We start from the raw sequence: 26162 nt of genomic DNA, 5'->3' as shown, positions 1-26162 counted from the left end.
TAGGTCACGCCGCGCGAAGGTAACGCGCGGCGACCTCGAGGTTCTGGACGACCGCGAGTCGCCTGAGGTCGAAGAGGTTGCGGCGCGTGCCTCGATAACGGGCCTTCGGGCCCTGGCGGTTGGCGAGGTGTGCCAGACAATGCTCGACGCCGACACGCTCGCGGAGTTCTGCGCGGCCCGCGCGCGACTGCAGACGTGAGCGAAGGCGCTTCTGGAGCCGCTCGTCATCACCCATCGTGACGCTGCGCCCCCTGCCGGACGCGGCCTGGGTACAACTCGAGCGCAGCTTGCACGGCCCGCCGGCTTCCGGATCGAATTGCACGACGGCGCCAGGCTCGAAGGGCTCCACCTCGCCAGCAGGGCACGTGAGGGTGCCGTCGCGGAGGTTCACTTTGAAGTCGCGCTTGCCGAACAGTCCGGGCTTCGCGCTGGCTCCTCGCCACGGCCGACAGACGACGTCGCCGCCGCTCTCCAGCACGTCTTCTGCCAGGGTACTGTTGAGGTACGCCCTGTCGATGAGGAGGACATCGGGGAAGAGCTCCTGGTGGGCCATGTCTTGCTGCAGTGCAAGGGTCGCCTCCTCTTCGGGGCGGTTGGCTGGCGTCACGGCGCAGGCCACCACGAGCTGCGTGTCGAGGTCGGTGCCGACGTGCTGCTTGTAGCCATTGAATCGCTTGCTCTTGCTCTTGCGCCCGTGGCGCATGTCGGCGTCCTCGATGCAGATGCGCCTGTCGGCCGCCACGCCCTGTCGAATCTGAACGCCGCCCGCGGGGCGCGGCTCAAGGTCCTGTTCGCGCACCTGCGCGAGCGCTTCGATGTAACGAGTCAACGGAGCCGCGACGCACGACTTCGACTGCTTCGCCCCCCAGGCCATGAGACGGTCGAGCTGCCGGCACAGGCGATTGAGTGCGTCGAGCTTCGCATCAGGCGCGCTCCAGTCGATGTCGAGGCCCGCCTTGATGCTGCTGGCCAGCAGCAACGGCGCATCGGCCTGCTGACACACTTCCTCGACGTCGGTTCCGAGCGCGAGCGCCATGCCCTCGGCCACCTTGCGGCCTGCGTGGCCGAGCAGGTTGAGGGTGTCCTCAACCCGCCCGGCCCCTTCTAAAGGGCGGCTGTCCACCCCCACTCGCAGCGTCTTCGGCGTCTTCTTCGAATCGAACCCCTTCGTCCGCTTCGCCACCTCGACGGTGCGCTCCAGCAGCCGGCGGTCCATCTGGGTCGCGATGAGTCGCTCCCTGAATTGCTGCAGCCCGCCCTGGGAGAAGGCGGGCTCGTCCTCGTCCGCACCGAGTCGGTCCAATACCATTCGCCACCGGCTGTCGGTGCCCGAGAGGCACACGGCTTCGGCGTCCGAGGTCTGCGTGTAGGCCTGCACCAGCAGCGCCATGCACATCATCGCCGGCGACTGCGGCGTTTGCCCCTGGCCCGTCTGGCGGTACATCGCTTCGAGCTCGTCCTGAAAGGCCTCGTCGAACAACTCGTGCCGATGCTCGCGAAGGAAGACGAAGAGCTTCCTGCTCTTCCCCGCGAGCTTCAGCAGACGCTGCTCCCGTGCGCTCTGCTCCAGCGTCGGCTTCCAGCGTTCCATGAGCCACCTCCGTGAGGTGGCGACCTATGCACACGGCGCCAGCCCACGTCGATCGCTCGCGCAAGTACTCGACTTTCCTCGGGCAGAAACCTGATCGGCGCTCTAGCGGTCGCCCTTGAAGATTTCCGTGCCCTTGAGGTTCTGGGTCACGAAGTCCCAGTTCACCAGGCTCGTGAGGAACGTCTCGATGTACTTGGGGCGCAGGTTCCGGTAGTCGATGTAGTAGGCGTGCTCCCAGACGTCGATGGTGAGCAGGGCCTTCTGGCCGTGCTTCATCGGCAGGTCCGCGTTGCCCGTCTTCGCGATGCCGAGCTTGCCGTCCTTCTCTTGCACCAGCCACGCCCAGCCGGAGCCGAACTGCGTCGTGGCGGCGTTGGCGAACTCCTCCTTGAACTTCGCGTAGGAGCCGAAGGCGCCGTTGATCGCGTCCGCCAGCTCACCGCGGGGCTCGCCGCCGCCGTTGGGCGCCATGCAGTGCCAGTAGAAGGTGTGGTTCCACACCTGGGCGGAGTTGTTGAACACGCCACCGTCGCTGCTCAGGATGATGTCGATGAGCGACTTGCTCGCCTCGGGCTTGCCGTCGATGAGCTTGTTCAGGTTCGTCACATACGCGTTGTGATGCTTGCCGTGGTGGTACTCCAGCGTCTCCGCGCTGATGTGAGGGGCCAGCGCGTCCTTCTTGTACGGAAGCTCGGGCAACGTGAACGGCATCGGGTACGTCCTTTCGGTATGCGGTGAATGTGCTGCTGCTTGTTCTGCTACTTCCGCGCCGGCTCCGGATCCGGATGCGCCGTCACCGCGCGATAACCCCGGTTCCAGTAGACCAGCGGTTCGCCTTCCACGCCCTGCTGGATGCCCACCACGCGTCCCACCAGCAACAGGTGATCGCCGTAACGGTGCACATCCAACACATCGCAGCCAAGGCCCGCCAGACTGTCCTGCACGACGGCCCTTTCGTCGAATGCCAGGCCCTCCGCGTCACCCTTCGCGCAGCGGACCGAGATGTCGCGTTGGGCGGTGGACAGGATGCTCACGCTGAAGCGCCCAGCGGCCTCCACGCGCTTCAGCGTCCGGGAGGTCTGCTGGAGGGCCAGCACCACCAGCGGCGGGCTCAGCGACAGCGAGCTGAAGGAGCTGACCGTCGTCGCCGCGACACCCTCCGCGTCACGGACCGACACCACCGCCACCCCGCTCGCCCACCGGGACATCGCCTCCCGGAAGTCCAGGGCCGACACCCCTTCAGGACCGCTCTGACTCATGTGCCGGTCTCTACCACCTGCACCGCCACCGGGTCAGCAGATCCTCCAATCCATTGGAGGAATACCAATGGGGTGGCAGGGATGGACGGCGCAAGCCCAGGCCCTCGAACACGACCACTACCCGACGCCCGTGACGCGCCCGCCTTGCTCGGACCGACTCGGGCCTCCGTATGCTCGCGGAGGGGAGGCGCGCGATGGGACCCTCGTGGGGGGAGACGCTTCAACGCCTGGATGCGCTGCTGATCCAGGTCTGCGACCTGGAGGAAGCGCGTGCCTCGAAGCTCCGGGGTGAGGAGGAAGGCGGCTGGGACGCGGTCCGCGCCACGGTGCGGACGCCCTCCGCGGAGCTCGCCTTCAGCACGGCGCTTCCGGAGACGCCGCTGCTCGGGACTTCACCTCCCCTGCCCTTCGCGCGGCTGCGGGCGGCGCTGCGGCTGGAGGCCGTGGAGGAGGAGGCGCTCCTCGTCCTGCTCGCGGCGCACCTGGAGCCGCGCTACCCGCGCCTGTTCGCCGTGCTCCAGGACGAGACCGCCCAGGGCTGGAACGTGGAGCGGTTGCTCTTCACCGTCCTGGGCCGCACGCCGGCCCGCGCGCAGCGCCTGTGGGCGTCGCTGACCGAGAGTGGGCTCCTCGTCGGCGGGGGGCTCCTCCAGACGGGCCTGGGCGCCTTTCCTCCCATGCTGCGCCCCGTGGACCTGGCGCCGGAGGTTCGCGACGCACTGCTGGAATTGCCCCGGCCGTCCGTGCTGGGCGACATGCCCCTGGAGTGGCACGGCGAGCAGCAAGTGCCTCCTCCGGATCAACGTGCGTCCGGATCCGTCGCCGTGGTGCACGGCGAAGGCGAACACCTGGGCGTGGCGTTGGACCTCGCATCCCAGGCGGGCGTGCCCCTGGTGGTCGCCCGGTGGGCCGGGGTCCCGGAACCCACCGGCACGGCGAGGGCTCTGTGGCGCATGGCCTCCGTGCGTGGGGCGCTCCTGGCCGTGGACCTCGCCGGGTGTGAACGGGGACTCGCGCTCGCTGTCACCGAAACCCTCTCAGGTCTGTGCTCACGCTTCGGTGGCCGGGCGCTGGTGCTCTGTGATTCCGCGCAGCCCGTCGCGATTCCCCACCACGAAGCGCCGGCCCTGGGCTTCACCGAGCGGCGGGCCCTGTGGCGCGAAGAGGCCCTGGCACGTGGACTGTCATTGGACGAGTCCGAGGCCGGACGTCTGGCTTCCAGCTTCCGGGGGGGACGGCAGGAGATCCGTGGCACCTTCGACGCGGCCTCCGGAGGCGACGCGGAGGCGCTTCGTGCCGCCGCGTCCCGGCGGGTCCAGGTGCCGCTGCGCCATGGCTACCGGTTGGAGACGTCCCGGACGTTCGCGGACCTCGTGGTCCGGGACACCACACGCGAGGCCTTGGAGCGCCTGCTGTTCTACGTGGCCCAGCGTGACCGCGTCGCCGAGGAGCGCGGCCTCCTGCGCCGCTTCCGACTCCACACCGGCCCCGTGGCGCTGTTCTCCGGGCGCTCCGGCACGGGGAAGACATTGGCCGCGGAGGTCATCGCGCACGCGGTGGGCCGGCCGCTCTACGTCGTGGATTTGTCCCGACTCGTCAGCAAGTACGTGGGCGAGACGGAGAAGAACATCGACGAGGTCCTCACCCAGGGCGAGCGCGCGGGGGCCGTGCTGTTCTTCGACGAGGCGGATTCCCTCTTCTCCGCCCGCACCGAGGTCAGCAACGCCAATGATCGCTTCGCCAACCTGGAGGTCGGCTTCCTCCTCCAGCGCATTGAGCGACACGACGGCCTCATCATCCTGGCCACCAACCTGCAAACGGCCATCGACGAAGCCTTCCTGCGCCGCTTCCACGCGCGCATCGAGTTCCCCTTCCCCGAGGTCGACGAGCGCCGTCGCATCTGGGAGTTGATGCTCCCGGACGGCGTGCCGCGCGAAGGGACGCTCGACCTCGCGGGGCTGGCCCAGCGACATCGGCTGGCGGGCGGGGACATCCGCAACGCCGCCCTCAAGGGCATCTTCCTCGCGGAGCAGGCCGGGGCCCCGCTGAACCAGGACCACCTGGAGCGCGCTGTCGCGCTGGAGCTGTATGAGTTGGGCCGGCTGTCACGGCGCGCGGAGGCGGAGAGTCCCGGCGACGCGGGCACCCGCCTTCGCCGCGTGGCCGAGGTGTTCCAGGAGGCGCTGGACACGCAGCTTCGCCAACACTTCCTCAAGGAGATCCACATCCTCCACGGCTCTCCCACCCGGGAGGCCCTGGCGGGCAAGCGGCCCGCGGTATCGCTCGCGCTCTACCGGCTGGCGGTCACGCAGAACGGCGCCCTGCGCCTGGGCCTCATCGTCTCCGCGTGGTCCAACCGCGCCGAGGAGGAGCACGAACTGCTCGGCGTCCTGCATGGACTGCTCACGCGCGGACTCCCTCATGAGCTGGATGGCCGCAAGCTCACCCCTCGCGTGCAGGAGAGCTACGACTTCGACCTCCTGCATCGCTTTTGGAGCAGTCATGGACATCCCATCCGGGCCTCCCTGGTGCTGGATGTGGAGATGACCTAGCGTTTTTTTCACTGAGGGTGCCGGGGGGACCGTGCGCATCCGTGAACAGGGTACGAGGGCGTCCATCAAGGCCGCGATCCGGAAGACTTCCGGACGCACCCCTTCGTCTCCGCTCCCCCGGGGCCCCGCGTCCTCCAATCCCGCACGGGAGCTGGCGTCCCGCCTCGCCTCGCTGAAGGGAACGGGCCCGGGTGTCTCCGGGCAGGTGCTGCGCGATACGACGCGCGACCTGGGACGCCGGCTGAGCGATCCCGCCTGGCGAACACTGAGCGGGCCCCGCGCCCACCTGTTCGATCCGTGCCCCGCGCATCCTCCCGAAGTAGGGCTGCTGTCCGAGCCGAGCGCCGTGGACGCGGAGGCAGGCATCACGGGACTCGCGCCCCGGACGGCGACCGGGCTCGCGGAGGCCGACGGTGCGGCCCAGGCCACCACCCTCGCGGCGCAGGAGGAAGAAGCCCACCGGCGAGCGGCGGCGCGCACCGCGGTGTTGCCTCCCGGCTCCGCAGAAGAGATCGCGGACACCGCCGCGCGGCTCGCCGAAGCCCGCGCACGTACCGACGCTACCTCCCTGGAATCGGTGACCTTCGATGGCGCGAAGGGAGCCGACGGCTCCGCGAGTCTGGCGATGTCCGGGGACGCGGCCAGCCTGGGCGGCAGCACCTCGCCGGCTGGCGCTTCGGACGCGGACACGACCGTCGATACCCCTGGCGCGGCGAGCGAAGACACGTCCTTCGCGCAGGCCCTCACGACACGCGAGGCGGGAACCGTGCCGGGGGGATTGGGAGAGGTCGCACGACTCGACACCGCCCTGAGCGTCCTGTCGGGACGGGGCGACGTGCGCATCACGATCCGCCCGGCCTCCCCGGGCACGAGGAGTCCTTCGTCCGCCACGAAGCCGCCTCTCATCCAACCCGACGCCACCGCCGACACGGGCCGCACCGACGAAGCGCCCCCGGCCGCTCCTTCGGAAGTCCCCGCCGCGGTGGCGGCGACGAAGCAACTGGCCGAAGCCCACGCCCAGGCCCTCCAGGGCGTCCAGCAGGGGCTTGGGTCCGCGCCGGATCCGAGCGGCGCCATCCCCACCGAGGCCACGCTTCCCGCCATGCTCCCGGCGCCGCCTCCCGAGCCCGCCGAGCCCGCCGCCGAAGCGCCCGTGACGGTCAGCTCCGCGCCGGGACCGGGTCCGAGCACGGACGATGGCGCCCTGGCGGCGTGGAAGGGCCGCATCGCCAGCACCACCGAAAAGGTCCCCCAACCCCAACTGCCTCCGGCGCCCCGCTATACCTTCAAGGTCCAACAGGCCGCGGTGGACCCCAACGCGGTCCGCGCCGCTCGGCTCAAGCAACTCGAGGACGAGGGCAAGAAGGCCATCACCCCGGCGAAGCAGCCGAAGGACATGCCGGCCATCCCGGATGATCCCACCGGCAAGGCCTCCTCCCTGGTCGATGCGAAATGTGACCGCAGGCTGGAGGTCCCCCACGCCACGCTGCCCGATCTCCAACGGAGCCCGCTGGGCCACGTGCCGGAGATCGGCGCGCAGCTCATGCGCGATGACGGAGGGCACCTGCTCATCAAGGGCCCGCTGGGGGACCTCGTCTACAAGCCCGGCGGGCCCAAGCCCACCGACCCGGAGAAGCTCAAGGACTGGACGCTCCTCGAAAAGAAGATCACCGACGCGGCCGAAAAGCAGAAGAAGGCGAAGGCTACCCCCAAGGAACCCGCGAAGGGCGTCACCATCATCGAAGAGGCCGCGCCCGCGCCCATCAATGTCCCCGACTTCGCCCGCGTGGACATTGGCGACGTGCTGGCGCGCCTGCTCGCCGCTCCGGACCGGTACTCGGAAGCCTCCGTGCAGAAGGCCCGCGAGGCGTATGTCCCCGGCGGGCTCGACACATCCTGGGGCGTGAGCCTCATCGCCAAGGAACGGCCGCTCTTCGCCGCCGAACTCCAGCGCATCGCCGACGCCGCGCAGCTCAAGAAGGAGGACCTGGACGCCAAGGTCGAAGCGCGCCGCAAGACGCTCGTTGATTCGCACGCGGCCACCACCGACACGCTCAGCAAGGCCCATGAGGAGGCGAAGCAGAGCCTGGAGGACAGCGGGAAGACCTTCAACGATGCGCTCTCCCGCGTGCGCGCCTCGCTGGATGCCCAGGCGGAGGCCAAGGCCGCCGCCATCAAGGGCGGCGTCGACCTGACCGAGGCCCGCCGCAAGCGCGACGCGCTGCTCGCCGCCGTCGACACCAAGGTGGACAACTGGGTTGTCCGGTACTCGCAGAACGGCCAGCGCTTCAAGGAGGCCTTCATCAAGGCCGCGAGCGACCAGATGCGCGCGTACGAGCTCGCCGCCCTCCAGGACGAATGGCAGCTCAAGAAGGACGCCGGAGAGGATCCGGTGAAGCTCAAGGCCGCCACGGAGCTCTACCGTCCCACGAAGAAGTGGCTCGACGACCGCCGCAAGGAGATTGGCGCCGTCGTCAGCAAGGCCAAACGCGACATCGACCAGGGCGTGGAGCGCTACCAGGACGAGCTGCGCCGGGCTGGCAAGGAGGCCAAGGAGGTCATCCGCGACTGGCACGCGCAGCAGATCGGCTACGAGCGCGGCTTCTGGGACCGGCTGCTCGGCTGGATCCTCGACTGGCTCGAGTCCGCCCACGACGAGAGCAAGGCCTGGGAGGCCGCGGTCTCCGCCGAGAACAAGACATCGCTGGACAAGAACATGCTGTTCCTCGCGGAGGTGCGCCTGCGCCAGGGCGAGGAGCTGGACGCCGAAGCGCTCAAGAAGCGGCAGGACCTGAGCGAGGAGCAGAAGGCCATCCTCGTCGCCTACTACGGCAAGGACGGCAAGGACCCTGTCCAGGCGCTCGCGGAAGGGCTGGCGGTGCGCATCGCCGGCCAGCGGCGCAAGCCGCTCATGGAGGCGCTGGAGAAGGAGATCCTCGCCGCCACCGACCTGGAGCGCGTCCGCACCGTGGCGGAGGCGCAGAAGCCGCAGTTCAGCAGCGACGCCCTCAACATCGTCGGGAAGGTGGAACAGGGCGTCAACCACACGTGGGGCACCGAAGAGAAGAAGATCTTCGACGCGCTCGCCAACCTCACCCCCGTCCAGGGCCACTACGTCGAGCTGCTCTACGCGTCCCGCAACAGCGGTGAGAACCTGCGCGAGCGCCTGAAGAGCGAGCTGTACGACTTCTTCAGCAGCAGCAAGCACGACTGGGACAAGGCCGAGGCCCTGCTCTCCGGCAACGCGGCCAGGGCCGCCGCCGTGGAGCTGGACGACGCGATGCACGGCGGGTGGTTCCTGGGCGCGGGCACGGACGAGGACGCCATCCTCACCCTGCTGCGCGGCAAGACGCCCGAGCAGATCGACGCCATCAAGAAGGCCTACAAGGAGAAGTACGGCGTCGACCTCATCGAACAACTGGACAGCGAGCTGCGCAGCGGTTCGCTCAAGACCCACGACGCCGACGAGATGCATGCCCTGGTGGAGGGCCGCACCGAGGACGCGCGCGCCATCGAGCTGGACCGCGCCATGCGCGGCTCGTGGTTCTTCGGCCTGGGCACCGACCGCGCGGGCATCGAGGCGGTCTACGACCGCGTCCGCAAGGAGGCGGAGGCCGACGCGCAGCAGTACGGCTGGGACTCCAAGACGCTGAAGGAGGAGCTGCTCAAGCGCAACGCGGCCATCGACGCGGCCTACGAGCGCCAGTACGGCGAGGACTGGACCGAGCGCACAACGGGCGAGAGCGCGCTCAGCGCCGCGTACCGCGACGAGATGGGCGGCGAGGAGCTCAAGCTCATCGAAGGCCTGCGGGACGACAAGGGCCTGCAGGTCGACGCCGCGCGCATCCGCATCGAGCACACCAGCGTCCTCTACGCGGACGACAAGGTCATCCGCGACGCGATGTCCGCGGAGGGCCGCCGGCAGCTCGCCGACGAACGCCGCGACGGCTACCTGGACATCCAGGAGCGGCTCGACATCGAGCGCGAGTTGGACGAGGCGAAGGTCAAACCCGCGAGCGAAGGTCCGCTCACGGACGCGGACCGCAAGAAGGGGCTCATCAGCGAGCTGGAGTTCCTGGAGAAGTGGAGCCCGGAGAAGCTCCAGGCGCGCCTCGCGAAGGAGCGCAAGAACGTCGACCTCGCGGCGAAGACCCACGCCCAGGAACATGCCCAGGCGAACATGCAGGCGCTGGCGGCGGAGTACGACGCCAGCTACGTGCCCGCCGGCTCCGTCCAGATGACGTTCGAACAGGCCGTCCTCTTCAACACGTCCGGTTCGGATCAGGACGCGGTCGTGGCGCTGCTCGCCAAGGGCTACCTCTCGGACGCGGAGCTCGTGCAGTTCGCGGTCCAGGGCGTCGGCACCGACGTGGACGACCTCAAGGAGGTGCTCGCGGGCAAGAGCCGCGAGGAGATCAACGCCATCGCGGAGGAATGGGCGAAGAACAACCCGCCCGACGCGGGTGACACGCGCACCCCGTTCGAGCGCTTCCGCTCGCGAATCTACTGGGAGCTGAGCGGGCGCGAGGCCTTCGACATCCTCGACGTGGTGGACTACGGCGAGGCCGTCACGCCCCGGGAGAAGCTGGCCCGGGCGCGGCGCCGGGAGGGCTTCGAACAGGACTCGTCCAACATCTTCTCGCGCTCGAGCCGGAAGATTTTGGAGGAGCAGACCGCCACGCTCGAAGCCGAGGTGGCGGCGCTGGAGCTGCACGAGTCGCGGCGGCCGAAGCTGGGCGACACCGACTACAACGCGGACACGCTGCGCAAGTGGCAGGACGACTGGGAGAAGAAGACCGCCCACATCGACCATCAGGCGGAGCTCGCCGACGAAGCGGTGACGATGCACCGCGAGCAGGTGGACACCGTCACCGACTTCATCGTGACCCTCGCCACGGCGGCGGTGATGGCGATCGCGGTCATCGTCGGCGTGCTGCTGAGCATCTTCGCCCCCCCGGCGGGCGTGGGGTTCTGGGCGGCGTTCGGCACCTTCATGGCCAGCTCCACGGTGCTGGTGGGCACGGCGCTGGCCACCGTCGCCGTGACGATGCTCGCGAAGGCGGCGCTCAAGGGCTCCGCCTATGGCTGGGAGGAGGCGGCCACCGACGCGGGCGTGGGCGCCGTGGACGTCCTCACCTCCGTGGCGACGGCGGGCATGGGCTCCAAGCTGCTCAAGATGGGGTTCCTCGCGCGCATGGCCGAGGAAGGCGGAGTGATGGCGCGCATGACGGCGCACGGCCTGGCGCAAGGCGCCGAGGGCCTGGTGCAGTCGGTGCCCTCCGCGTTCCTGGGCAACGTCCTCAACGACGAGAACTACAAGGGCGGCAACGCGCTGCTCAACGTGCTCGCGGGCACCGCGATGCAGGCGGCCCCGGGCGCCCTCATCTCCGGAGGCCTGGGCGCGCTGGGAGGCATCTCCAAGCCCCGGATGCCCCCGCCGCGCACGAACGATCTGCTCGCCTTCCGGGGCACGCCGCAGGAGCGCCTGACGCTGTTCAAGAAGTGGAAGGCGGAGAACCCGGCTGGAGGGATGAAGGAGTTCCTGCGCGAGTTCGACGACAGCCTGCTCAAGCAGATGTCCGGCGACTTCGACAAGAAGCAGCTCCAGCGCACGATGCGCAAGGAGCTGCTGGAACACGTGCCGCCCGCGCAGCGCAAGGCGTTCGCGAACACGCCCATCGAGATGCTCTCCGAAGAGGACTTCGAGGCGCTCACCGGCAGCAAGTCCGCCGAGGCCGTCACGCTGTTCCGCAGGGGCAGGCCCACCATCGTCTTCAAGGCGGGCGCGGACCTGGCGGCGCTGGGGGAAGAGGGCCTGCACCTGCTCCAGCGCCACGACAAGGCGACGCTCGAGCTGGTGCGCGCGCTGGACGAAACGGCGCTGCGGCACTGGGAGCGGCTGCCCGTCGAGAAACAGTTCGAGCTGTACCGCAAGAAGTTGCTCCTGGAGATCGACGCGCAGGAGTCGCTGCTCGCCTCGCTGGAGGCGAAGCGCGGCGTGTCCATGGACCCGGGCGAGGCAGCGCGCCGCATCGAGCGGGGGGAACGGTCGCTCGGCAACCTGCGCAAGCGGCTGGAGGAGGTGGACGCCTTCACCCCGTCTGAACTCGCGGAGTTCGGCCAGGGCACGCGCACGAAGCCCCAGTACCTGAAGGAGCCGCCGCGGCTGTTCAGCAAGAACAAGCCCCCCGTCCCGCCCCCGGAACTCCAACTCGAGCTGCCCTGGGCGAAGGCGCCGGGGGTGGAGGCGCCGAAGGTGGAGGCGACGAGGCCCCCGGCGCAGCCGGTGACTCACACGCCGGAGGTGGAACCAGGGGTGTGGCCCCAGACCGCCCATGTGCATCCGAACAAGGACATCGGCGCCTACTCCCTCAAGCGCCCGGAGGTGGACGACCCGAACATCCAGAAGCTGGAGCGCACGCCGCTTTCAAAGCAGCAACTCCAACGCACCACCATGAAGCTGGAACCCGGGGAGTCGCTGGCCCAGGTGGGACCGCCGTGGGAGGCACCGAAGTTCGACCGCGTGCGGCGGATCACCGAGAAGCGCTACTACCGTCTGGTCGAGAAGACCGACGCGCAGGGCCAGAAGCAGTTGCTCGAGGAGATCCTTTCCGCCCACAAGAACGCACGCTGGCAAAAGCGCGGCCAATTCAACCAACAGGCAGGAGACGCGCTGGAGAAGGTCGCATCGCTCCGGATGACGGAGGAGATCCTGGGGGACCGGCTGGGACCGGGCAAGGAGTTCCAGCGCGTCACCTTCAAACCCAAGGGCAATCAGGGCAGCGGCTTCGACGAGCTGCTGTTCCAGTTCGATGACGGCGTCAATCCGACCCGGGCCGACCTCCACATCGTGGAGGTCAAGGGAGGAGGAGAAAAAGATGCACCCCAGTTCCGCAAGTTTACCTCGGTCAGCGGGAACCTGTTCCAGAACCTGGACCTGCTGAGCAGGGCGCTCGACAACCCGAACTGGACGGGCCCCTACAACCTGGGCCCGGCGCACATCGCGGCCCTCCACGAGGCCATCGACCAGTGGCGGATCCAGATCGAGCTGCGCATCGGCCCCAAAACGAAGATGTCCCAGCAGATCCTGGTCGACCGCATCGAACGCACCGCGAATGCGTGGCGTAGGTTGGATCTCACCGGGGCGAAGCTTCCGCGAGGGAGCGATGACCAGGCGCTCGTCGAGCAACTCCAGCGTGATCTGAAGGCGGCCTTCGAGTCGGAGCGGGTCACGGATGTGGACAGGATGCTCGATACCGTGGACGAGACCCTGGATGGGACCCTCTCGGGGAAGGGGCTGCTCTCAACGCATGGAATCGACCTGGGCCCCCTGCCTCCCATGATCCGAGGATTGGCCCCCGGCTCGGTCCCGGGGGTCATCACCCGCATCGACGCGCGCTTCTTGCCCCCACCCCCCGCCGTCAAGCTGTCGACGGTGAGCGACGTGGCGAACGCGGCGACGGAGCTGGGGGAGACACACCGGGTGCGCACCGTCGTCCCCGGGGTCGGGGTGCTGGGCTGGGGAGGCTTCGACATCAGCCTGTCCCAGCAGTGGTCGGCGCGAAAGTTCATGGAGTTCGAGCGCGTGCAGCTGCGCGAGATCCGCGACCGGCTCAAACAGATTCCCGAACTGGATCCGAGGAAGTTCAACACGCTGCGTCCGTTGGAAAGGAAGCAGGCGCTGCTGGAGGCAGCGGAGATCACCCTGGAAGCGCTGGGCATCCCCAAGTCGCGGCGGCCGGACATCCTCTTCAAGAACCTGCGCGGGGACTATGGCTACATGAGCTGGAACTTCCGGCGCCTCAGGAGCGGGCGGCTGAGGCCCTACCGGAAGAGGGGCCGGCTGGTCATCGCGAACGGATTGTCCGTGGGCGACGCGGTCGGGACCATCGTGCACGAAAGCCGGCACTACTATCAGGCGTATCAGGCCTATCAGTTGTCGCTGGGGCGCACCTCGCATCCCCTCGCGGGCGTTTGGGCTGGCAACCTCCCGGGCTCGGGAGGTACGTATTTCACCGTGGGTCCACGCTACTATTCGCAACCGATTGAAGCGGACGCGGAGACCTTCGGTCGGCGCCTCATCGATCTGCTCCCGGGGCGGTGGCCCCCATGAGGAAGACACGTCATGCGCGGTGAACCTTCGAGAACAGTCACCTGCTACGTGTGCGGTTCGAAGTTCACCGTGCATCAGAAGCTGGTGGTCACCCGGCGCGAAACCGTCGTGCGTCCGGACCCGGATGCCTGCCCGTTCTGTGACACGCCCCTCAAGACCATTCCCCCCCTGGACGAGGGCATCGCCAAGGGACTGGTGCTCACCACAGCGGAGTTTCCGGAGGAGAAGAAGGAGTACGGAACGGCGGAAGACTACCTGGAGGAGTTCACGCTGACCGAACAGGACGTGGACGCATTGGTGGAGCTGACCCAGGGGTTGGACTACGCGGAGTGGGCCCGGGACAACGCGGAGCGGCTGAAGCGGCGCAAGAACCCGAGCGTCCAGGCCGTGTCGCGCTTCCTGCCCAAGCTCCAGGCCCAGGTGGAGGGTGGCGTGCTGCCAGCGCGGTTGCGACAGGCGGCGGAGCACGTCAAGGAGGAGTACCGCGCGCGACGGAAGCGTCACCTCGCGATCTTCGAGCGACGCAAGCAGCAACAATGACGGGCGAAGGAGGACGCATGGCGGACCCGCTGAACAACAACCCCAGCACCTGGAGTGACCTCTTCGGCTCTGGTGGCCGCCAAGGCGCTGATGCGAAGGAGTTGATCACGCGGCTGACGCCCTCCGTGCTGGCACGCGCGAATGCCCCCATGCGGAAGGTGGGCACCGTGATCAACACACTCAGCCGGGCAATCGTGCTGTGTGGCCCCACCGAGGGCCGGGCGCTGGCGGAGCCACTGGCCCTCCTGGCAGAACCCGCGCTCGAGCAGGTCGCGAGGGGCTTCGAGGACCTGATGCCCGTTCAGGTCGTCGACACCCTGTCGTTCGTGAACACGCTGGAGTGTCTGGGGCTGGAGGACGGGCTGCTCGCCCGTACGCCCGTGGAGACCTGGCTGGAGGCCTTGATGAAGGCACACCGGACGCTGCACGAGGAGATGGCGTACCGCTGTGGCCTGGTGTCGCTCGCCCAGGGGCTGCCGGACCTCGCGGCGCGGTTCGTCGGGGGGGACAAGCTTCCCGCGACCTTCACGCCGGGACAGACCTTCGGGCTCAACGTGCAGGGCTTCGTCCGCTACCTCGCGACGGCACTGCGGCAGCAGGCCCGGGCCGAGGAGGTCCGCCCGGCGTGGGACATGTTCGTGGAGGTGTTCCCCCTGAAGTCCGCCGCCGACACGCTCGAATGGAAGGACCTCTTCTGGGCGGCGCGCGCCTACCACGTCGGGTTCGAGCACCGCCCGGTCGCGGAGGTCGCGGAGGCCCTTCACTCGCGCGTGAAGCCCGCCTGATGCCTTCCCCAACCCTCGTCGCCCGGCCGAACTTCGCCTTCGAGGCGCTGGACCGCGTGCTGGAGGGGCTGGGCTGGTTCCTCCAGTCCGAAAGCCAGACACCGCCGCTCATCCCCGGCGAACCGGAGCTGGCGGTGTATGTGCATCGCGCGAAGGGCACGGAGCTTCAGTACTCGTTCAACCCCGTGGTGAGGCTGCGGGTGCTCCAGTTCCACGGGCGGGACGCGGTGGAAGGCTGGAACGCGGTGCGGCGGCAGGTGCCGGTGCTGGACGCCCCGGCGCTCGCGACGTTGCTGGCGTCGCGGGAGACGAAAGAGGTGTTGCTGGGGTTGCTCGCCACCGGGGAGCTGCGGGAGCGCTCGTCGCTGGAGCGCGTGGCGGCGCTGCGCTTCCATCCGGAGGAGAGCGTTTCACGCACCGCCGAGCATGTGCATGCGCAGCTTGTCCCGGCGGGGGTGACGGAAGCGTTCCAGGTGCTGGAGGCGGAGAAGCGGGCGCATCCGGAGCGCTCCGTCCTGTTCGCGCATCTGCCGGGGGAGGAGCAGCGGCGGCAGGTGCTGCGCTGGCTCATCCAGGATCATCCGCAATCCAATCCGCACATCGACGCGGTGTTGAACTCGGCGCTGGTGGATGCGGACGCGGAGGTGCGGGTGACGGCGGTGATGGCCGCGGCTCGGCTCCAGGCCCGCGCGGTGATTCCGGCGCTGCTCGCGGCGAAGATGCCCACGTCCACGCGGGAGGGCGCGGATCCCCGGGACCGGCTGTTCTATTCGGGCCTGCGGGAGCTGGTGGCGGGGGTGCTCGCGGGACGGCCGCTGCCGCCGGAGGGTTCACCGAAGCGGGAACGGATGGCGCCGCTGCTGCGGGCGCTGTCGGGGCCGGCGGAGGTTCGGGATGATCCCACGCTGCTGTTGCATGCGCTCACGACGCCCGTGGACCTGGGCAGTCCGCCGCAGGTCCTGCCGGAGGCGCTGGTGGCGCATGAGGGCACCTACCGGCTGCGGCGCTCCGGGCTGGAGGCTCGCTGGGTCCCGGCGGTGGAGCACTGGCTGGGGACGGGTGCGACGTTGCGGCGGGTCCCGTCGCCGGGGCTCTTCGTGGCGCGGGTTCCGGTGAGTCGGGCCGCTTCGACGTGGGCGCTGGCGGCGGCGCAGGGGCCCATGGGGACGGCGAGCGCGGACGCGGAGGAAGCGGCGCCTTGCACCTGGGCCCAGGCCGAACAGGTGTGCGCGGCGCTGTCACGGATTGAGGGCGTCGAGCTGCGATTGCCTTCCGGTGAGGCGTGGGAGATGGCGGCGCGCGGTCCGGATGGGCGGCTGTTCCCCTGGGGGAACTCGATGCGGGACGATGGGGCTTCGCACACTTCTCCGTGGGGCGTGGCAGGGTTGGTGGGTTCGCTTCCGCAGTGGGCCGCGGATGAGAAGACGGGCGGGCACCTGCTGTGTGGCGGACGAGACCAACCGCTGTGCTCAGTCAGACGCGACGTGGCGGAGGCGGACTCGGCGGCGCGCGGCGCGGTGCGGTGGGTATTGGCGCTACAGCCTTGAGCCAACCCAGCAAAGGGCAGCACCACGAACTCGAAGGGGCTCAAGGTGGCACAACAGGACTCAGGAGCGAGGGTCGGCACTCTACGTTGACACCCACCGCTGGCGGCGTTCCAGCAACCAGCGACGAGCCACCCCATGCTGGCCGAAGCCGCCTGGAACCTCAATGGCGTTGAGCGTGACGTCACGCACCTGGTTGTCCTCCTCCAGGAACTCGCTCGTCACGGCAGACTCTCATCCCCATTGCTCCGAGTAATAGCCATAGGAGTCGTCTCCCAATTTAATGCAACAAAATCCATCAAGAAGAAGGTCGGCCTTCAACACAAACAAGGTGCTCTCGAAGAAGGCGGGAGCGAAGAAATCGTGGCTGAGCATTTTGAAGGCAGGGGCGATGGGCTTGAGCTTCTCGCCCTTGTGCAGCTTCACGGCTTTGGCGAACTCCAGGTAGAAGCTCGATTGAATCCGCTTGATGATCTTTTCCTTGGCGAGCTTGAACTCCCGCCACGTGAAATCCATCTCAAAGTAGAGCTGGAACGCCTTATACTCCCAGGTATCGATGAAAGCCTGGATGATCACCTGGATGGTGTTGCTCGGCTTCCTGTTCTCGACATTCGTCGGATCGTTCAGGAACACGTCCCCTTCAGCGTTCAGCATGAACTGGAAGTCACCAAAGCTCTTCTCGTGCAGGACCATCTGCCCCCAGCACAACATCAATTGCTCGATGCTCTTCTTGGTCACGAACCGGGTCAGCTGGGGGTTGGGGGCAGGAGCGCTCTTTTTCGTATCGACGTAGTCCTTGAGCGTCCGCTGATAGCCGATGATGCTCTTGCTGTCGGTCCCGCCGCTGACGGACTCCATGACAAGCATCAGCTTGCCTGCGTTGCGGTGCAACCCCTTGACGACCGTCTTCAGGCCAATGGCCTCCATCTCCATGAGGGACCGGTATTCACGTGAGTCCTCCCTGCCTCCTGAGCCGGCGTCCTTGATGAGGAACCGAGGCGTCTCGTTGACCCGATAGACGCTGTTGGTGCCGCCCTGCCCCATCTGCTGGCCTTGCGACAGCGCGTTGTTGGGGATGCTCGGGAAAAAGAAGAAGAGCGCCTTCTCTCTGCGCAGTGCCTGGAAAATCGCCTCCACGGAGGGGTAGGCGAACAGGCACTCCACGGAACAGAAGCCTCGTAGGATCCAGGCGCCGAACGGAAGCGCTTGGGATTTCTCCCGACAGGTCATGCACTTGGCCATGCCCAACTCTCGGCACGTTTCAATACCTAGTCAAGAATCACAAGTGTCCCGGGACGGCCGTTGACCTCGCAGCGCGTCGGGGCACCCAGTGATCACCCATTGGGGAGGGTGACCTTCTTCCTCTGACGCCGGCAAATGACGACGCACTGTTCCTTGTCGATGGCATCGGGAGTCCCGGGACTCCACGTACCTCCGCCGGATGCCATCTTGGCGGCTGCGTCATAATTCGGCCTCACCGGCTCTGCTTGTTGCAGCCGAGGTGGGCAACAACTGGTCGGAACATCCCTCCGCAGACGTCTGTGAAAATTGGGTCAGGGGTAGAAGGGGAAGCCGGGCCTGGGCCGGCCCTGTGGGGCACTGCCCCGAAAGCCCTGGCCCAACATGATGACCCGCACCATCGTGCTGCTCATCGCCGGGGCTCCGGACAGCCGCCCGCCGAGGGCACGGCGGCGCGCATTCCCACCCGCGTGGCGTTCAGTGCGCGCGGGCCTTCGTGGTAGATGCATGGGCGTGGCCCCGGCCCTGTCGACCCGTGGTCCTGATGTCGGGAGTGCTTGGGATGCATGGGGCTGACTCCGAGTCCTTCGAGAAGGTGTTGCAGTCCGTCGGCGAGCGGTCCTCCGCCCTCCTCCGGGAGGCTCCGGGAGCCCGGCAGGCCGTGGAGCGCGCCCTCTCCCAGGTCGCGGCCCTCCGCGACGCCGCTCCCGAGCCGGGCGACTTCGCGCGACACCTCGGGACCCGGCTTTCGGGAGCGGCGGACCCGATGCTCGCCCTGGAGCGACTGCATGTCCGGGACCTCGCGCTCGCGCTCTCCTGCGCCCAGGGGCTGCCGGCGGCCCGGACGCTCCTGGAACAGGAGGTCCTCCTCAAGCTGCGCGTTCCCCTGTCCCGCATCCATCCCTCGCCGGTGTTCGTTGACGAAGTACTGCAGGTGCTCCGGACCCACCTCCTGATGCCTCGCGCGGAGGCTCCTTCACGCCTGCTCGGCTACTCGGGCGTGGGCCCGCTGCTGCACTGGGTGAGCATCTCCGCGGTGCGGCTCGCGTTGAGGATGCGCAAGGCGCAAGGGGAAGCGTCGCACGTGGAGGCCGAGGTGCTCGCCGCGCACCCCGCGCCGGGAGGGCTGGAGCTGGGCTTCGTCCGGGAGGAGGCCCGGGGACATGTGCGCGCGGCCTTCATCCAGGCGGTGGCCTCGCTGGACGACGAGGACCGGGAGCTGCTGCGGCTGCACTTCGTCGAGCGCCTCTCCCTGGAGCGGATGGGCGCCCTGTTCGGCCTGCACAAGTCCACCCTCTCACGCCGGCTCTCCGCGGTGCAGACGCGGTTGGAGAAGCGGACGCGGCGCGCGCTCACCGAACGCCTGTCGCTGCCCGAGCCGGAAGTCGACAGCCTCATGCGCGCCATCCATGGACGGCTGGACCTGAGCCTCTCCGGCCTGCTCGCGGGGCGCGAATGAGCTGCCCGGATGAGAACGCGCTCTCAGGTTATGCGAGCGGCGCGTTGGACCCTGAGGACACGGCGGCCGTGCGCCTGCATGTCGTCGGCTGCCCGGAGTGCCGGAGCGTGCTCGCCGCACTGGGCGGGCTGGAGATGCCTCCACCGCTGTTCGACACCGGGCTGCTCGTCTCAGGCTCTCGCGTGGGGCGGTACATCGTGCTCGGTCTGCTCGGTGAGGGAGGCATGGGGCGCGTCCATGCCGCCCATGACCCGGAGTTGGATCGCAAGGTGGCGCTCAAGCTGCTGAACCTCGCGAGGCTCGGGGAGGGCTCTCTTTCCCAGGCACGTCAGCGGCTGGAGCGCGAGGCCCGCACGATGGCCCGGCTGTCGCACCCCCATGTCGCCCAACTGCACGACGTGGGGGAGTTCCAGGGGCAGCTCTTCCTGGTGATGGAGCTCGTCGAGGGAGGCACGCTCCGACGGTGGCTGCTGGAGAAGCCCCGAGCGCGCCGGGAGATCCTCGCGCGCTTCATCCAGGCGGCGGAGGGGCTCGCGGCCACCCACGCGCTAGGCATCATCCACCGCGACTTCAAGCCCGACAACGTCCTGCTGACGCGCGACGGCCAGGTGCGCATCACCGACTTCGGCCTGGCGAACGCCGCGGGAGGGCTGGGGCCTCACCGGGAGGACGAGGCCTTCGTCTCCAGCGAAGCGCCGCTCACCGTCACCGGGGCGTTCCTGGGGACCCCCGCCTATGGCGCGCCGGAGCAGCTTCGCGGAGAGCGGGGGAATGCCCGCTCCGACCAGTTCGCCTTCTGCGTCGCGCTCTACGAGGCGCTCAACGGGCAGCGGCCCTTCGCGGGCGCCACTCGCGAGGAGCTGCTGGCGTCCATGCTGCGCCAGGAGGTGCGTCCCGAGAAGCGAGACGTGCCCTCGTGGCTCAAGGCCGTGGTCCGGCGCGGACTCTCCGTGGACCCATCGCGGCGCTTCGAGTCCATGCAGGCGCTGCGGGCCCGCCTCTCGCGGGAGGCGGGGGCCTGGAAGCGCAGCGCCGCCACGGCGGTGCTCGCGGGAGGACTGGTGGGCCTGGGGTTCCTCGTGCTGGGACCTTCAGCGGCGACACCGGCAGAGGCCTGCCAGGGCAGTGAGCGGCACCTCGCGGGCATCTGGGACGCGTCCGTGCGGGAGTCCACGCGACAGGCCTTCCTGAGGACGGAGGACCCCGCCGCCGCGGCCTCGTTCCAGGCCGTGGCCTCCACGCTGGAGCGGTGGACCCAGGACTGGACGCGCGCGCATCAGTCCGCGTGCGAGGCGACTCGCGTCTTCGGCGAGCAGCCCGAGGCGGTGCTGGGGCTTCGGATGACGTGTCTGGACCAGCGGCTGGGAGAGCTGTCACGGCTGACGGTGGCGCTCCAGGGCGCGGACGCGCGGACGGTGGAGCGGGGCTTCGGGCTGGGGGCCTCGCTCCCAGGCGTGGGCCGCTGCGCGGATGTGCGCACGTTGCAGGAGGCCGTGTCTCCTCCAGAAGACCCGGGGGTCCGCGCGGAGGTGGATGCGGTGCGCGCGGAGCTGGCGCGTGCGAGCGCGGAGCTGCTCGCGGGCCATACCCCCGAGGCGCTGCGGATCGCACTGCCCGCCCGGGAGCGTGCGCTCGCCACCCGGCACCGGCCCCTGGAGGCGGAGGCGCATCACCTCTGCGCTCGCTTGCAGGAGGACGCGGAAGCGTTCGAGGACGCGAGAGAATCCCTGGCCCGGGGCGCGTTGGCGGCCGAAGCGGGACGGCATCTGGGCGTGCTCGCGCGGGTGCTGCTCTCCCAGGCCTGGCTGCACGGGTACGGCCTGGGGCGCCCCCCGGAGGCGTGGCCTTTCCTCCAACGCGCCCGGGCCGTGGCGGAGACGCTGCGAGACGCCGAGCTGGACACCCTGCTGGACCAGATGCAGGCGGAACTGCTGGAGCAGGAGGGCCGCTTCACGGAGGCGGAGCCGCTGCTGCGGGCCTCGCTGGAGACCGCCAGCGCGCGGGGCCAGACGTTCGCGCACGCGGAGCTGAGCGGCCGGCTGGGCCTGCTGGCCCAGCAACAGGGGCGGCTCCTGGAGGCGAAGCGTTGGCAGGAGGAGGCGCTGCGGCTCCATGAGGAGCACTTCGGTCCGGCGCACCGGGACACGGGACGGGCCCTGGCGAACCTGGGGGGCACCCTGGCCCTCCTGGGCGAACTGGCGAGGGCCGAGGCCGTCCTCCAGCGGGCGCTCGGAATCCTTCGCCGGACGCTGGGCGAGGAGAACCTGTCGGTGGCCCGGACGTTGTCCAACCTGGCCCTCGTCTACTTCGAGTGGGGACATGCGGCCCAGGCGCGGGAAGCCGCGGAGGAGAGCTGGGCCCTGGCGCTCAAGAGCGTGGAGGCCGGCAGCCCGGTGCTGATGGGGCTGGCGTCGAACCGGTTCGGCGTCCTGGGAGAACAGGGCGAGCGTGCTCGGGAGCTGGAGCACGTCCGGCGCGTCCTGGCGCATCGCGAGCGCGTCTATGGCGCCTCCCACCCGGAGGTGGCCCTGGACGTCCACGAAGTGGGGAGGCTGCTGCGCCTGCTGGGGCGTCCGGAAGAGGCGCGAGGCTTCCACGCGCGCGGCGTCCTGCTCCAGCAACCCCTGCTCGGCCGGGGCGAGGTGGATGGCGCGGGGCTGCGTGCCCTGGCGGATGCCCTCCTCTTCCTGGGGCGGGTGGATGAGGCCCGGCGTCATGTGGAGCAGGCGCTCGCGAGCATGGAGCGGGACCTGGGGCCTTCGTCGTCCGAGCGCATCGAGGCGCTGCTCCTGCTGGGGGACGTGCACCTCGCGCGAGGCCAACCCGCCGAGGCCCTGGCACCGCTGCGGACCGCGCTGGAGGTGCTCACGTCGCGGCAGGTGATCTCCGCGCGCGTCCCCAGGGTGCGTCGCCGGCTCGCGCGGGCGCTCCGGCTGACGGGCGCGGTGGAAGCGGCCTGTGAAGAGGCGCGACGCGCCTGGGAGGAACTGGCCGTGTGGAGCAAGGCCCATGCCCAGGAGACGGCGGAGGCCCGGGCCGAGCTGGGACACTGTCGAGGGTAGCCTCATTCAACCGCAAGGCGCGCGACTGCGCCTGTGACATGACGACGAACACGCCGCTCATGGGACAACCCATCTGCTACTGAGCCAGGACGTCGCGCCCCCAATGACTGTTCACCCGTCGGTGCCCACACGGCCCTCCGGAGCAGTGTCTCCGGGCCCGCCGCATTCCTAACTCGCCCTGGCTGTCTGCATTCGCGGGCAGCGGGGGTGCACATGGTTGAGATGCGGATGACGGCGGGATGGCGGTGGCTCTTGGGCGTCACGGCGGTGATGGCGCTTGGCGGGTGCGCGGCCCCGGAGGAATTCGAAGCGCCATCCCAGACGCAGGAAGCCGGACTCGCGGGCGGAGCCCTGGTCTGGGTGAAGCAACTGGGCTCCCCCCTGCAGGATGAGGCCCGGGCCGTGGCGTTCGACCGCGACGGCAACATCCTGATGCTGTTCCAGTACCAGGGCAGCGTGGACCTGGGCGGCGGGCCCGTGGGCTCCGGCAATCCCAACCAGTTTGGCTTCGCGGTCGCGAAGTACACGTCGGGCGGCGCGCTGTTGTGGACCCGGAACTTCGAGGGCGACCTCTCCGCTGGAGCGCAGGCCTTCATCAGCGCGCCAGCGCTCGCGGTGGACCGGGAGCGCAACGTCATCATCTCCGGCGAATCGGCCCTGCCCCTGAACCTGGGCGGGGGCGTGCAACCGGCAGGGGCCTTCCTGCTGAAGCTGCGCAAGACGGGGCAGTTCCAGTGGGCCCGGCACTTCACGGGCATCATCTCTCCACGCGACCTGGTCACCGACTCGCACGACGCCATCGCGCTGACGGGCACCGCCTACCTCACGGTGGACTTCGGCCAGGGCCCCGTCTCCTCGCAGGTGACGGACGTCACGACCACCTTCCTCACGAAGTTCAACGCCGCGGGCACGCCGCGGTGGACGCTGCGGGAGCAATTGAACCTGAGCGGTGGCACCAGCGTCGCGGTGGATGAAGCGGATGACCTCTACCTCGCGGGCTTCTGGTACCCCGATCCGGAGGTCTGGAAGGTCACCCCTTCCGGCGCGGTGACGTGGAAGCGGCGCCTGGACGGCGCGGCCGGGGCTCCGCTCGGCGTGGCCGTGCATGGCAACCGCGTGGTCGCCGGTGGCCAGTTCAATTTCCCCTTCACGTTCGCGGGAAAGAACGTTCCGAATCCCTCCTCGGGCAACGGCGGCTTCCTCGTCGCGTGGACCCGGGCTGGCGACGAGCGCTGGGCGAAGAGCTATCCGCAGGTGGTGGGCGCGGTCGCGATGGGCGAGGACGACAGCGTCGTGGTGGGCGGGCATGACACGGCCGCCAGCTCCGCCTCCGGCTACAAGCTCTTCACCGCGCGGCTCGACCGGATTGGCGGACAGCAGCACTGGCTGCGCGCCTACGACGTGACCGAGCGCCCGTATTTCACGGACGTGTCCGTGAACAAGCAGGGCGCGTTCGTGGGGGCGGGCTACTACTCGGGCACCCTCCGCATTGGCGGAACGAACTACGTCTCACGCGGCGCCGAGGACGGCTTCCTGCTCAAGGGACTGACGGGCCACTGACGCGCACCCTTCCCATCCAACGCCCATCACTCCCCCCTCCCGCGCGAGCGATTGAGGCTGCCGGGGGGGGCTACCCTCCTTCCTGAACCCGGCCCGGACGACCGGACGCTCCGGCCCAGGTGCAGTTGCGCGGGTACTTCGCCCAGTAACCGCTGGGCGGTTTCCGCGACGAAGCCGTTCTCCAGGAAATGCTCGACTCCAAAACCAGCACTGTGCGATCCCACCTCCCGCTTTCATCACAAGGGAGTCCGCCGTGCTGAGCCGTTCATCATTCTGGATCACGTCGCTGCTATTGGGTTTCACAGGAATACAGACGGGCTGCGGCGCTGGAGAGCCTTCCGCCACGGATGCACCGCGCACCGAGCAGGCCGCGCAGCCGCTGCTGACGGGCGAGCGCGCCCTCTTTGGCGCCTCCGAGGTGCCGGCCGTGGCGGCCGCGAATGACAGCGCCGCGGTGGAGCTGGGGATGCGCTTCCGCAGCGATGCGCCCGGGCAGCTCAAGGGCGTGCGCTTCTACAAGGGCGCGGGCAACACGGGGACGCACACCGGCAGCCTCTGGTCCGCGACGGGGTCGCTGCTGGCCACCGCCACCTTCCAGGGGGAGACGGCCTCTGGCTGGCAGGAGGTGCGCTTCGCCACGCCGGTCAACATCACGGCGGACACGAACTACGTCGTGTCGTACCACGCGCCCGCGGGGCACTACGCGGTGACGAGCAACGGCTTCGCCTCCGCGCTGGATGCGCCGCCCCTGCATGCGCCCGCGAGCGGAACGGGGAGCGGCAACGGCCTGTATCGCTACGGCACGAGCGGCTTTCCCACCGACAGCTTCCAGGCCAGCAACTACTGGGTGGACGTGGCCTTCCAGCCCAACGACACCACGCCCCCGACGGCCCCCACCAACGTGGTGGCGACGCCCAACTCGTCCACCGCCATCGACCTGACCTGGTACGCCTCCGTGGACGGCAATGGCGAGATGCAGGGCAACGCGCGCGCGCACCGGGTGTACCGGGGCAGCCAGCTCCTCGCGGAGCTGCCCGGCACCACCACGAGCTACCGCGACACCGGCCTGACGCCCGCCACCGCTTACACGTACACCGTGCGCGGCCGTGACGCCGCCGGCAACGTGGGTCCCGCGTCCGCCACCGTCACCGCGACCACGCTCGCGAGCAGCACCTGCAACCCGTGCAGCCTGTGGAACGTGGTGACGGGCGACCCGCATGCCATCAACGGGGACGCCACGCCGGCCGAGGTGGGGCTGAAGTTCCACACGGACGTCGCGGGCACCGTGACGAAGGTCCGCTATTACAAGAGCGGCATGGACACCCCTCCGGCCGTGGGCCACCTGTGGAGCGCCACCGGCACGCTGCTGGGGACCACCGTGCAGGCGCCCGTGGAGAGCGGCTTCGGCTGGCGTGAGCTGGCGTTCACGACGCCGGTGAGCCTTGCCGCGAATACGACCTATGTCGTGTCGTACTTCGCGCCCGGGGGCTACTACGCCATCACGAGCTCCTACTTCAGCAGCGCGGGCGTGGACATGCCGCCCCTGCACGCACCGTCCTCGGTCGCGGCGGGCGGCAACGGGGTGCGCCACCTCAATGGCAGCGGCTTCCCCTCGGACACGTACTACAACGCCAACTTCTGGGTGGACGTGGCCTTCGTGCCCGCCACGGGTGATGCGTCCCCGGTCGACCTGTCCGTGCAGCACGACTTCCCCGCCGGGGCGGGCGTCCGGGGCCAGGCGCTCTCCTATGAGGTCACGGTGACGAACCACGGCACGCGGGCGGCCACCAACCTCTCGTTCGACATTCCCGTTCCCGCCGGACTCGCGCCCTACGCCTTCACGCCGGAGGCGTCGGTGGGCACGTGCGGCTACTGGGTCAGCAACATCATGCACTGTGACATCACGAGCCTGCCCGCCGGGCAGGACGCCGTCATCCGCATGACGCTGGTGCCTTCAGTCGCCGGGACGTTCCAGTTCCAGGCGACCGTCACGGCCTCCGAGACGGACAACGTCCCGGCCAACAACACCAGCACCCTGACGATCCCCATTGGCCCCGCGACGAACGTGGTCACCTTCGATACCTTCGACGGCGAGGACGGGCCCCTCACCGGGATCCACGGCCCCTTCTACTTCGTGCAGAACCACTGGTACCTCGCGTCGCCCTGGGGCGGGTTCACCACGAAGAGCGTCTCGTTCAACGGCGGGGGGATGAACCAGGGGGAGCTCAGCATCCATGGGCCGCGGACCGTCGTCGGACTCGACGCGTTCACCTGGGACGCGGGCGCGACGCTCACCGTGAGCTGCTTCAATCAGCCCACGCGCACCTTCACCCTGACGCAGGGGCAGGTGACCCACGTCGTGACGAACTGGCAGGGCACCTGCTCGTACGTCACCCTGGCGACGTCAAACGGCTGGGACACGAACTTCGACAACATCGAGCTGTCGCCGCTGCCCTGA

The 26162-nt window shown here is 69.0% G+C and carries 14 protein-coding genes; 9 read left to right on the top strand and 5 right to left on the bottom strand.

Features of this window, described 5'->3' with window-relative positions; all coding sequences use genetic code 11:
- Positions 1-4: 4 nt before the first annotated feature.
- The 3 genes from OV208_RS12245 to OV208_RS12235 all read right to left on the bottom strand — a co-directional run bounded on the left by OV208_RS12245 (position 5) and on the right by OV208_RS12235 (position 2850).
- Positions 5-1591 (bottom strand): IS1182 family transposase, encoded by a 1587-nt coding sequence (locus OV208_RS12245; RefSeq protein WP_420715013.1) that lies wholly within the window; start codon positions 1589-1591, stop codon positions 5-7.
- Positions 1592-1693: 102 nt separating this feature from the next.
- Complete coding sequence (locus OV208_RS12240; RefSeq protein WP_267574013.1) at positions 1694-2302, bottom strand: superoxide dismutase; 609 nt, start codon at positions 2300-2302, stop codon at positions 1694-1696.
- Positions 2303-2349: 47 nt separating this feature from the next.
- On the bottom strand, positions 2350-2850 hold the full coding sequence (locus OV208_RS12235) for a flavin reductase family protein (RefSeq protein ID WP_267574012.1): 501 nt from the start codon (positions 2848-2850) through the stop codon (positions 2350-2352).
- A gap of 194 nt (positions 2851-3044) precedes the next feature.
- Here OV208_RS12235 and OV208_RS12230 point away from each other — a divergent pair, with 194 nt between their 5' ends.
- Genes OV208_RS12230 through OV208_RS12210 form a run of 5 tightly spaced genes read left to right on the top strand, consistent with a single transcriptional unit; the run spans position 3045 to position 16387 of the window.
- Positions 3045-5402, top strand: coding sequence for an AAA family ATPase (locus tag OV208_RS12230; RefSeq protein ID WP_267574011.1), 2358 nt, complete (start codon positions 3045-3047; stop codon positions 5400-5402).
- A gap of 31 nt (positions 5403-5433) precedes the next feature.
- Positions 5434-13515, top strand: a complete 8082-nt coding sequence (locus tag OV208_RS12225; RefSeq protein WP_267574010.1) for a hypothetical protein — start codon at positions 5434-5436, stop codon at positions 13513-13515.
- 12 nt (positions 13516-13527) lie between these two features.
- Positions 13528-14055: a hypothetical protein gene (locus tag OV208_RS12220; RefSeq protein WP_267574009.1), complete on the top strand. Its 528-nt coding sequence runs from the start codon at positions 13528-13530 to the stop codon at positions 14053-14055.
- Between the two features lie 17 nt (positions 14056-14072).
- On the top strand, positions 14073-14840 hold the full coding sequence (locus tag OV208_RS12215) for a hypothetical protein (protein ID WP_267574008.1): 768 nt from the start codon (positions 14073-14075) through the stop codon (positions 14838-14840).
- Positions 14840-16387 (top strand): formylglycine-generating enzyme family protein, encoded by a 1548-nt coding sequence (locus OV208_RS12210; RefSeq protein WP_267574007.1) that lies wholly within the window; start codon positions 14840-14842, stop codon positions 16385-16387. Before OV208_RS12215 ends, OV208_RS12210 begins: the two co-directional genes overlap by 1 nt.
- An 81-nt stretch (positions 16388-16468) precedes the next feature.
- Here OV208_RS12210 and OV208_RS12205 read toward each other — a convergent pair whose 3' ends face one another.
- Both OV208_RS12205 and OV208_RS12200 read right to left on the bottom strand, forming a co-directional pair.
- On the bottom strand, positions 16469-16609 hold the full coding sequence (locus tag OV208_RS12205; protein WP_267574006.1) for a hypothetical protein: 141 nt from the start codon (positions 16607-16609) through the stop codon (positions 16469-16471).
- Positions 16610-16618: 9 nt separating this feature from the next.
- Entirely contained in the window at positions 16619-17626 is a 1008-nt protein-coding gene (locus OV208_RS12200) for a hypothetical protein (protein ID WP_267574005.1), read from the bottom strand.
- 559 nt (positions 17627-18185) lie between these two features.
- Here OV208_RS12200 and OV208_RS12195 point away from each other — a divergent pair.
- The 4 genes from OV208_RS12195 (at position 18186) to OV208_RS12180 (ending at position 26162) form a co-directional block, all read left to right on the top strand.
- Complete coding sequence (locus OV208_RS12195; RefSeq protein ID WP_267574004.1) at positions 18186-19082, top strand: transcriptional regulator; 897 nt, start codon at positions 18186-18188, stop codon at positions 19080-19082.
- Positions 19079-22144, top strand: a complete 3066-nt coding sequence (locus OV208_RS12190; RefSeq protein ID WP_267574003.1) for a serine/threonine-protein kinase — start codon at positions 19079-19081, stop codon at positions 22142-22144. Before OV208_RS12195 ends, OV208_RS12190 begins: the two co-directional genes overlap by 4 nt.
- Positions 22145-22357: 213 nt before the next feature.
- The gene (locus tag OV208_RS12185) at positions 22358-23704 is read left to right on the top strand and encodes a hypothetical protein (RefSeq protein WP_267574002.1); all 1347 of its coding nucleotides are present in this window, start codon (positions 22358-22360) and stop codon (positions 23702-23704) included.
- Positions 23705-23957: 253 nt separating this feature from the next.
- Positions 23958-26162 carry a DUF4082 domain-containing protein gene (locus OV208_RS12180; RefSeq protein ID WP_267574001.1) on the top strand — a complete coding sequence of 735 codons (2205 nt, stop codon included), beginning with the start codon at positions 23958-23960 and terminating at the stop codon, positions 26160-26162.

This window comes from Corallococcus sp. bb12-1 (genome assembly GCF_026626765.1).
GTDB classification, from domain to species: Bacteria; Myxococcota; Myxococcia; order Myxococcales; family Myxococcaceae; genus Corallococcus; species Corallococcus terminator.
The sequence above is the reverse complement of the archived record's forward strand: the minus strand, read 5'-3'. Positions and strand labels throughout refer to the sequence as shown.

Bases quoted from the DNA above. Each gene is read 5' to 3' on its own strand.
- OV208_RS12245 (WP_420715013.1), bottom strand. From the start codon at position 1,591: ATGGAACGCTGGAAGCCGACGCTGGAGCAGAGCGCACGGGAGCAGCGT.
- OV208_RS12240 (WP_267574013.1), bottom strand. From the start codon at position 2,302: ATGCCGTTCACGTTGCCCGAGCTTCCGTACAAGAAGGACGCGCTGGCC.
- OV208_RS12235 (WP_267574012.1), bottom strand. From the start codon at position 2,850: ATGAGTCAGAGCGGTCCTGAAGGGGTGTCGGCCCTGGACTTCCGGGAG.
- OV208_RS12230 (WP_267574011.1), top strand. From the start codon at position 3,045: ATGGGACCCTCGTGGGGGGAGACGCTTCAACGCCTGGATGCGCTGCTG.
- OV208_RS12220 (WP_267574009.1), top strand. From the start codon at position 13,528: ATGCGCGGTGAACCTTCGAGAACAGTCACCTGCTACGTGTGCGGTTCG.
- OV208_RS12215 (WP_267574008.1), top strand. From the start codon at position 14,073: ATGGCGGACCCGCTGAACAACAACCCCAGCACCTGGAGTGACCTCTTC.
- OV208_RS12210 (WP_267574007.1), top strand. From the start codon at position 14,840: ATGCCTTCCCCAACCCTCGTCGCCCGGCCGAACTTCGCCTTCGAGGCG.
- OV208_RS12200 (WP_267574005.1), bottom strand. From the start codon at position 17,626: ATGGCCAAGTGCATGACCTGTCGGGAGAAATCCCAAGCGCTTCCGTTC.
- OV208_RS12195 (WP_267574004.1), top strand. From the start codon at position 18,186: ATGCATGGGGCTGACTCCGAGTCCTTCGAGAAGGTGTTGCAGTCCGTC.
- OV208_RS12190 (WP_267574003.1), top strand. From the start codon at position 19,079: ATGAGCTGCCCGGATGAGAACGCGCTCTCAGGTTATGCGAGCGGCGCG.
- OV208_RS12185 (WP_267574002.1), top strand. From the start codon at position 22,358: ATGGTTGAGATGCGGATGACGGCGGGATGGCGGTGGCTCTTGGGCGTC.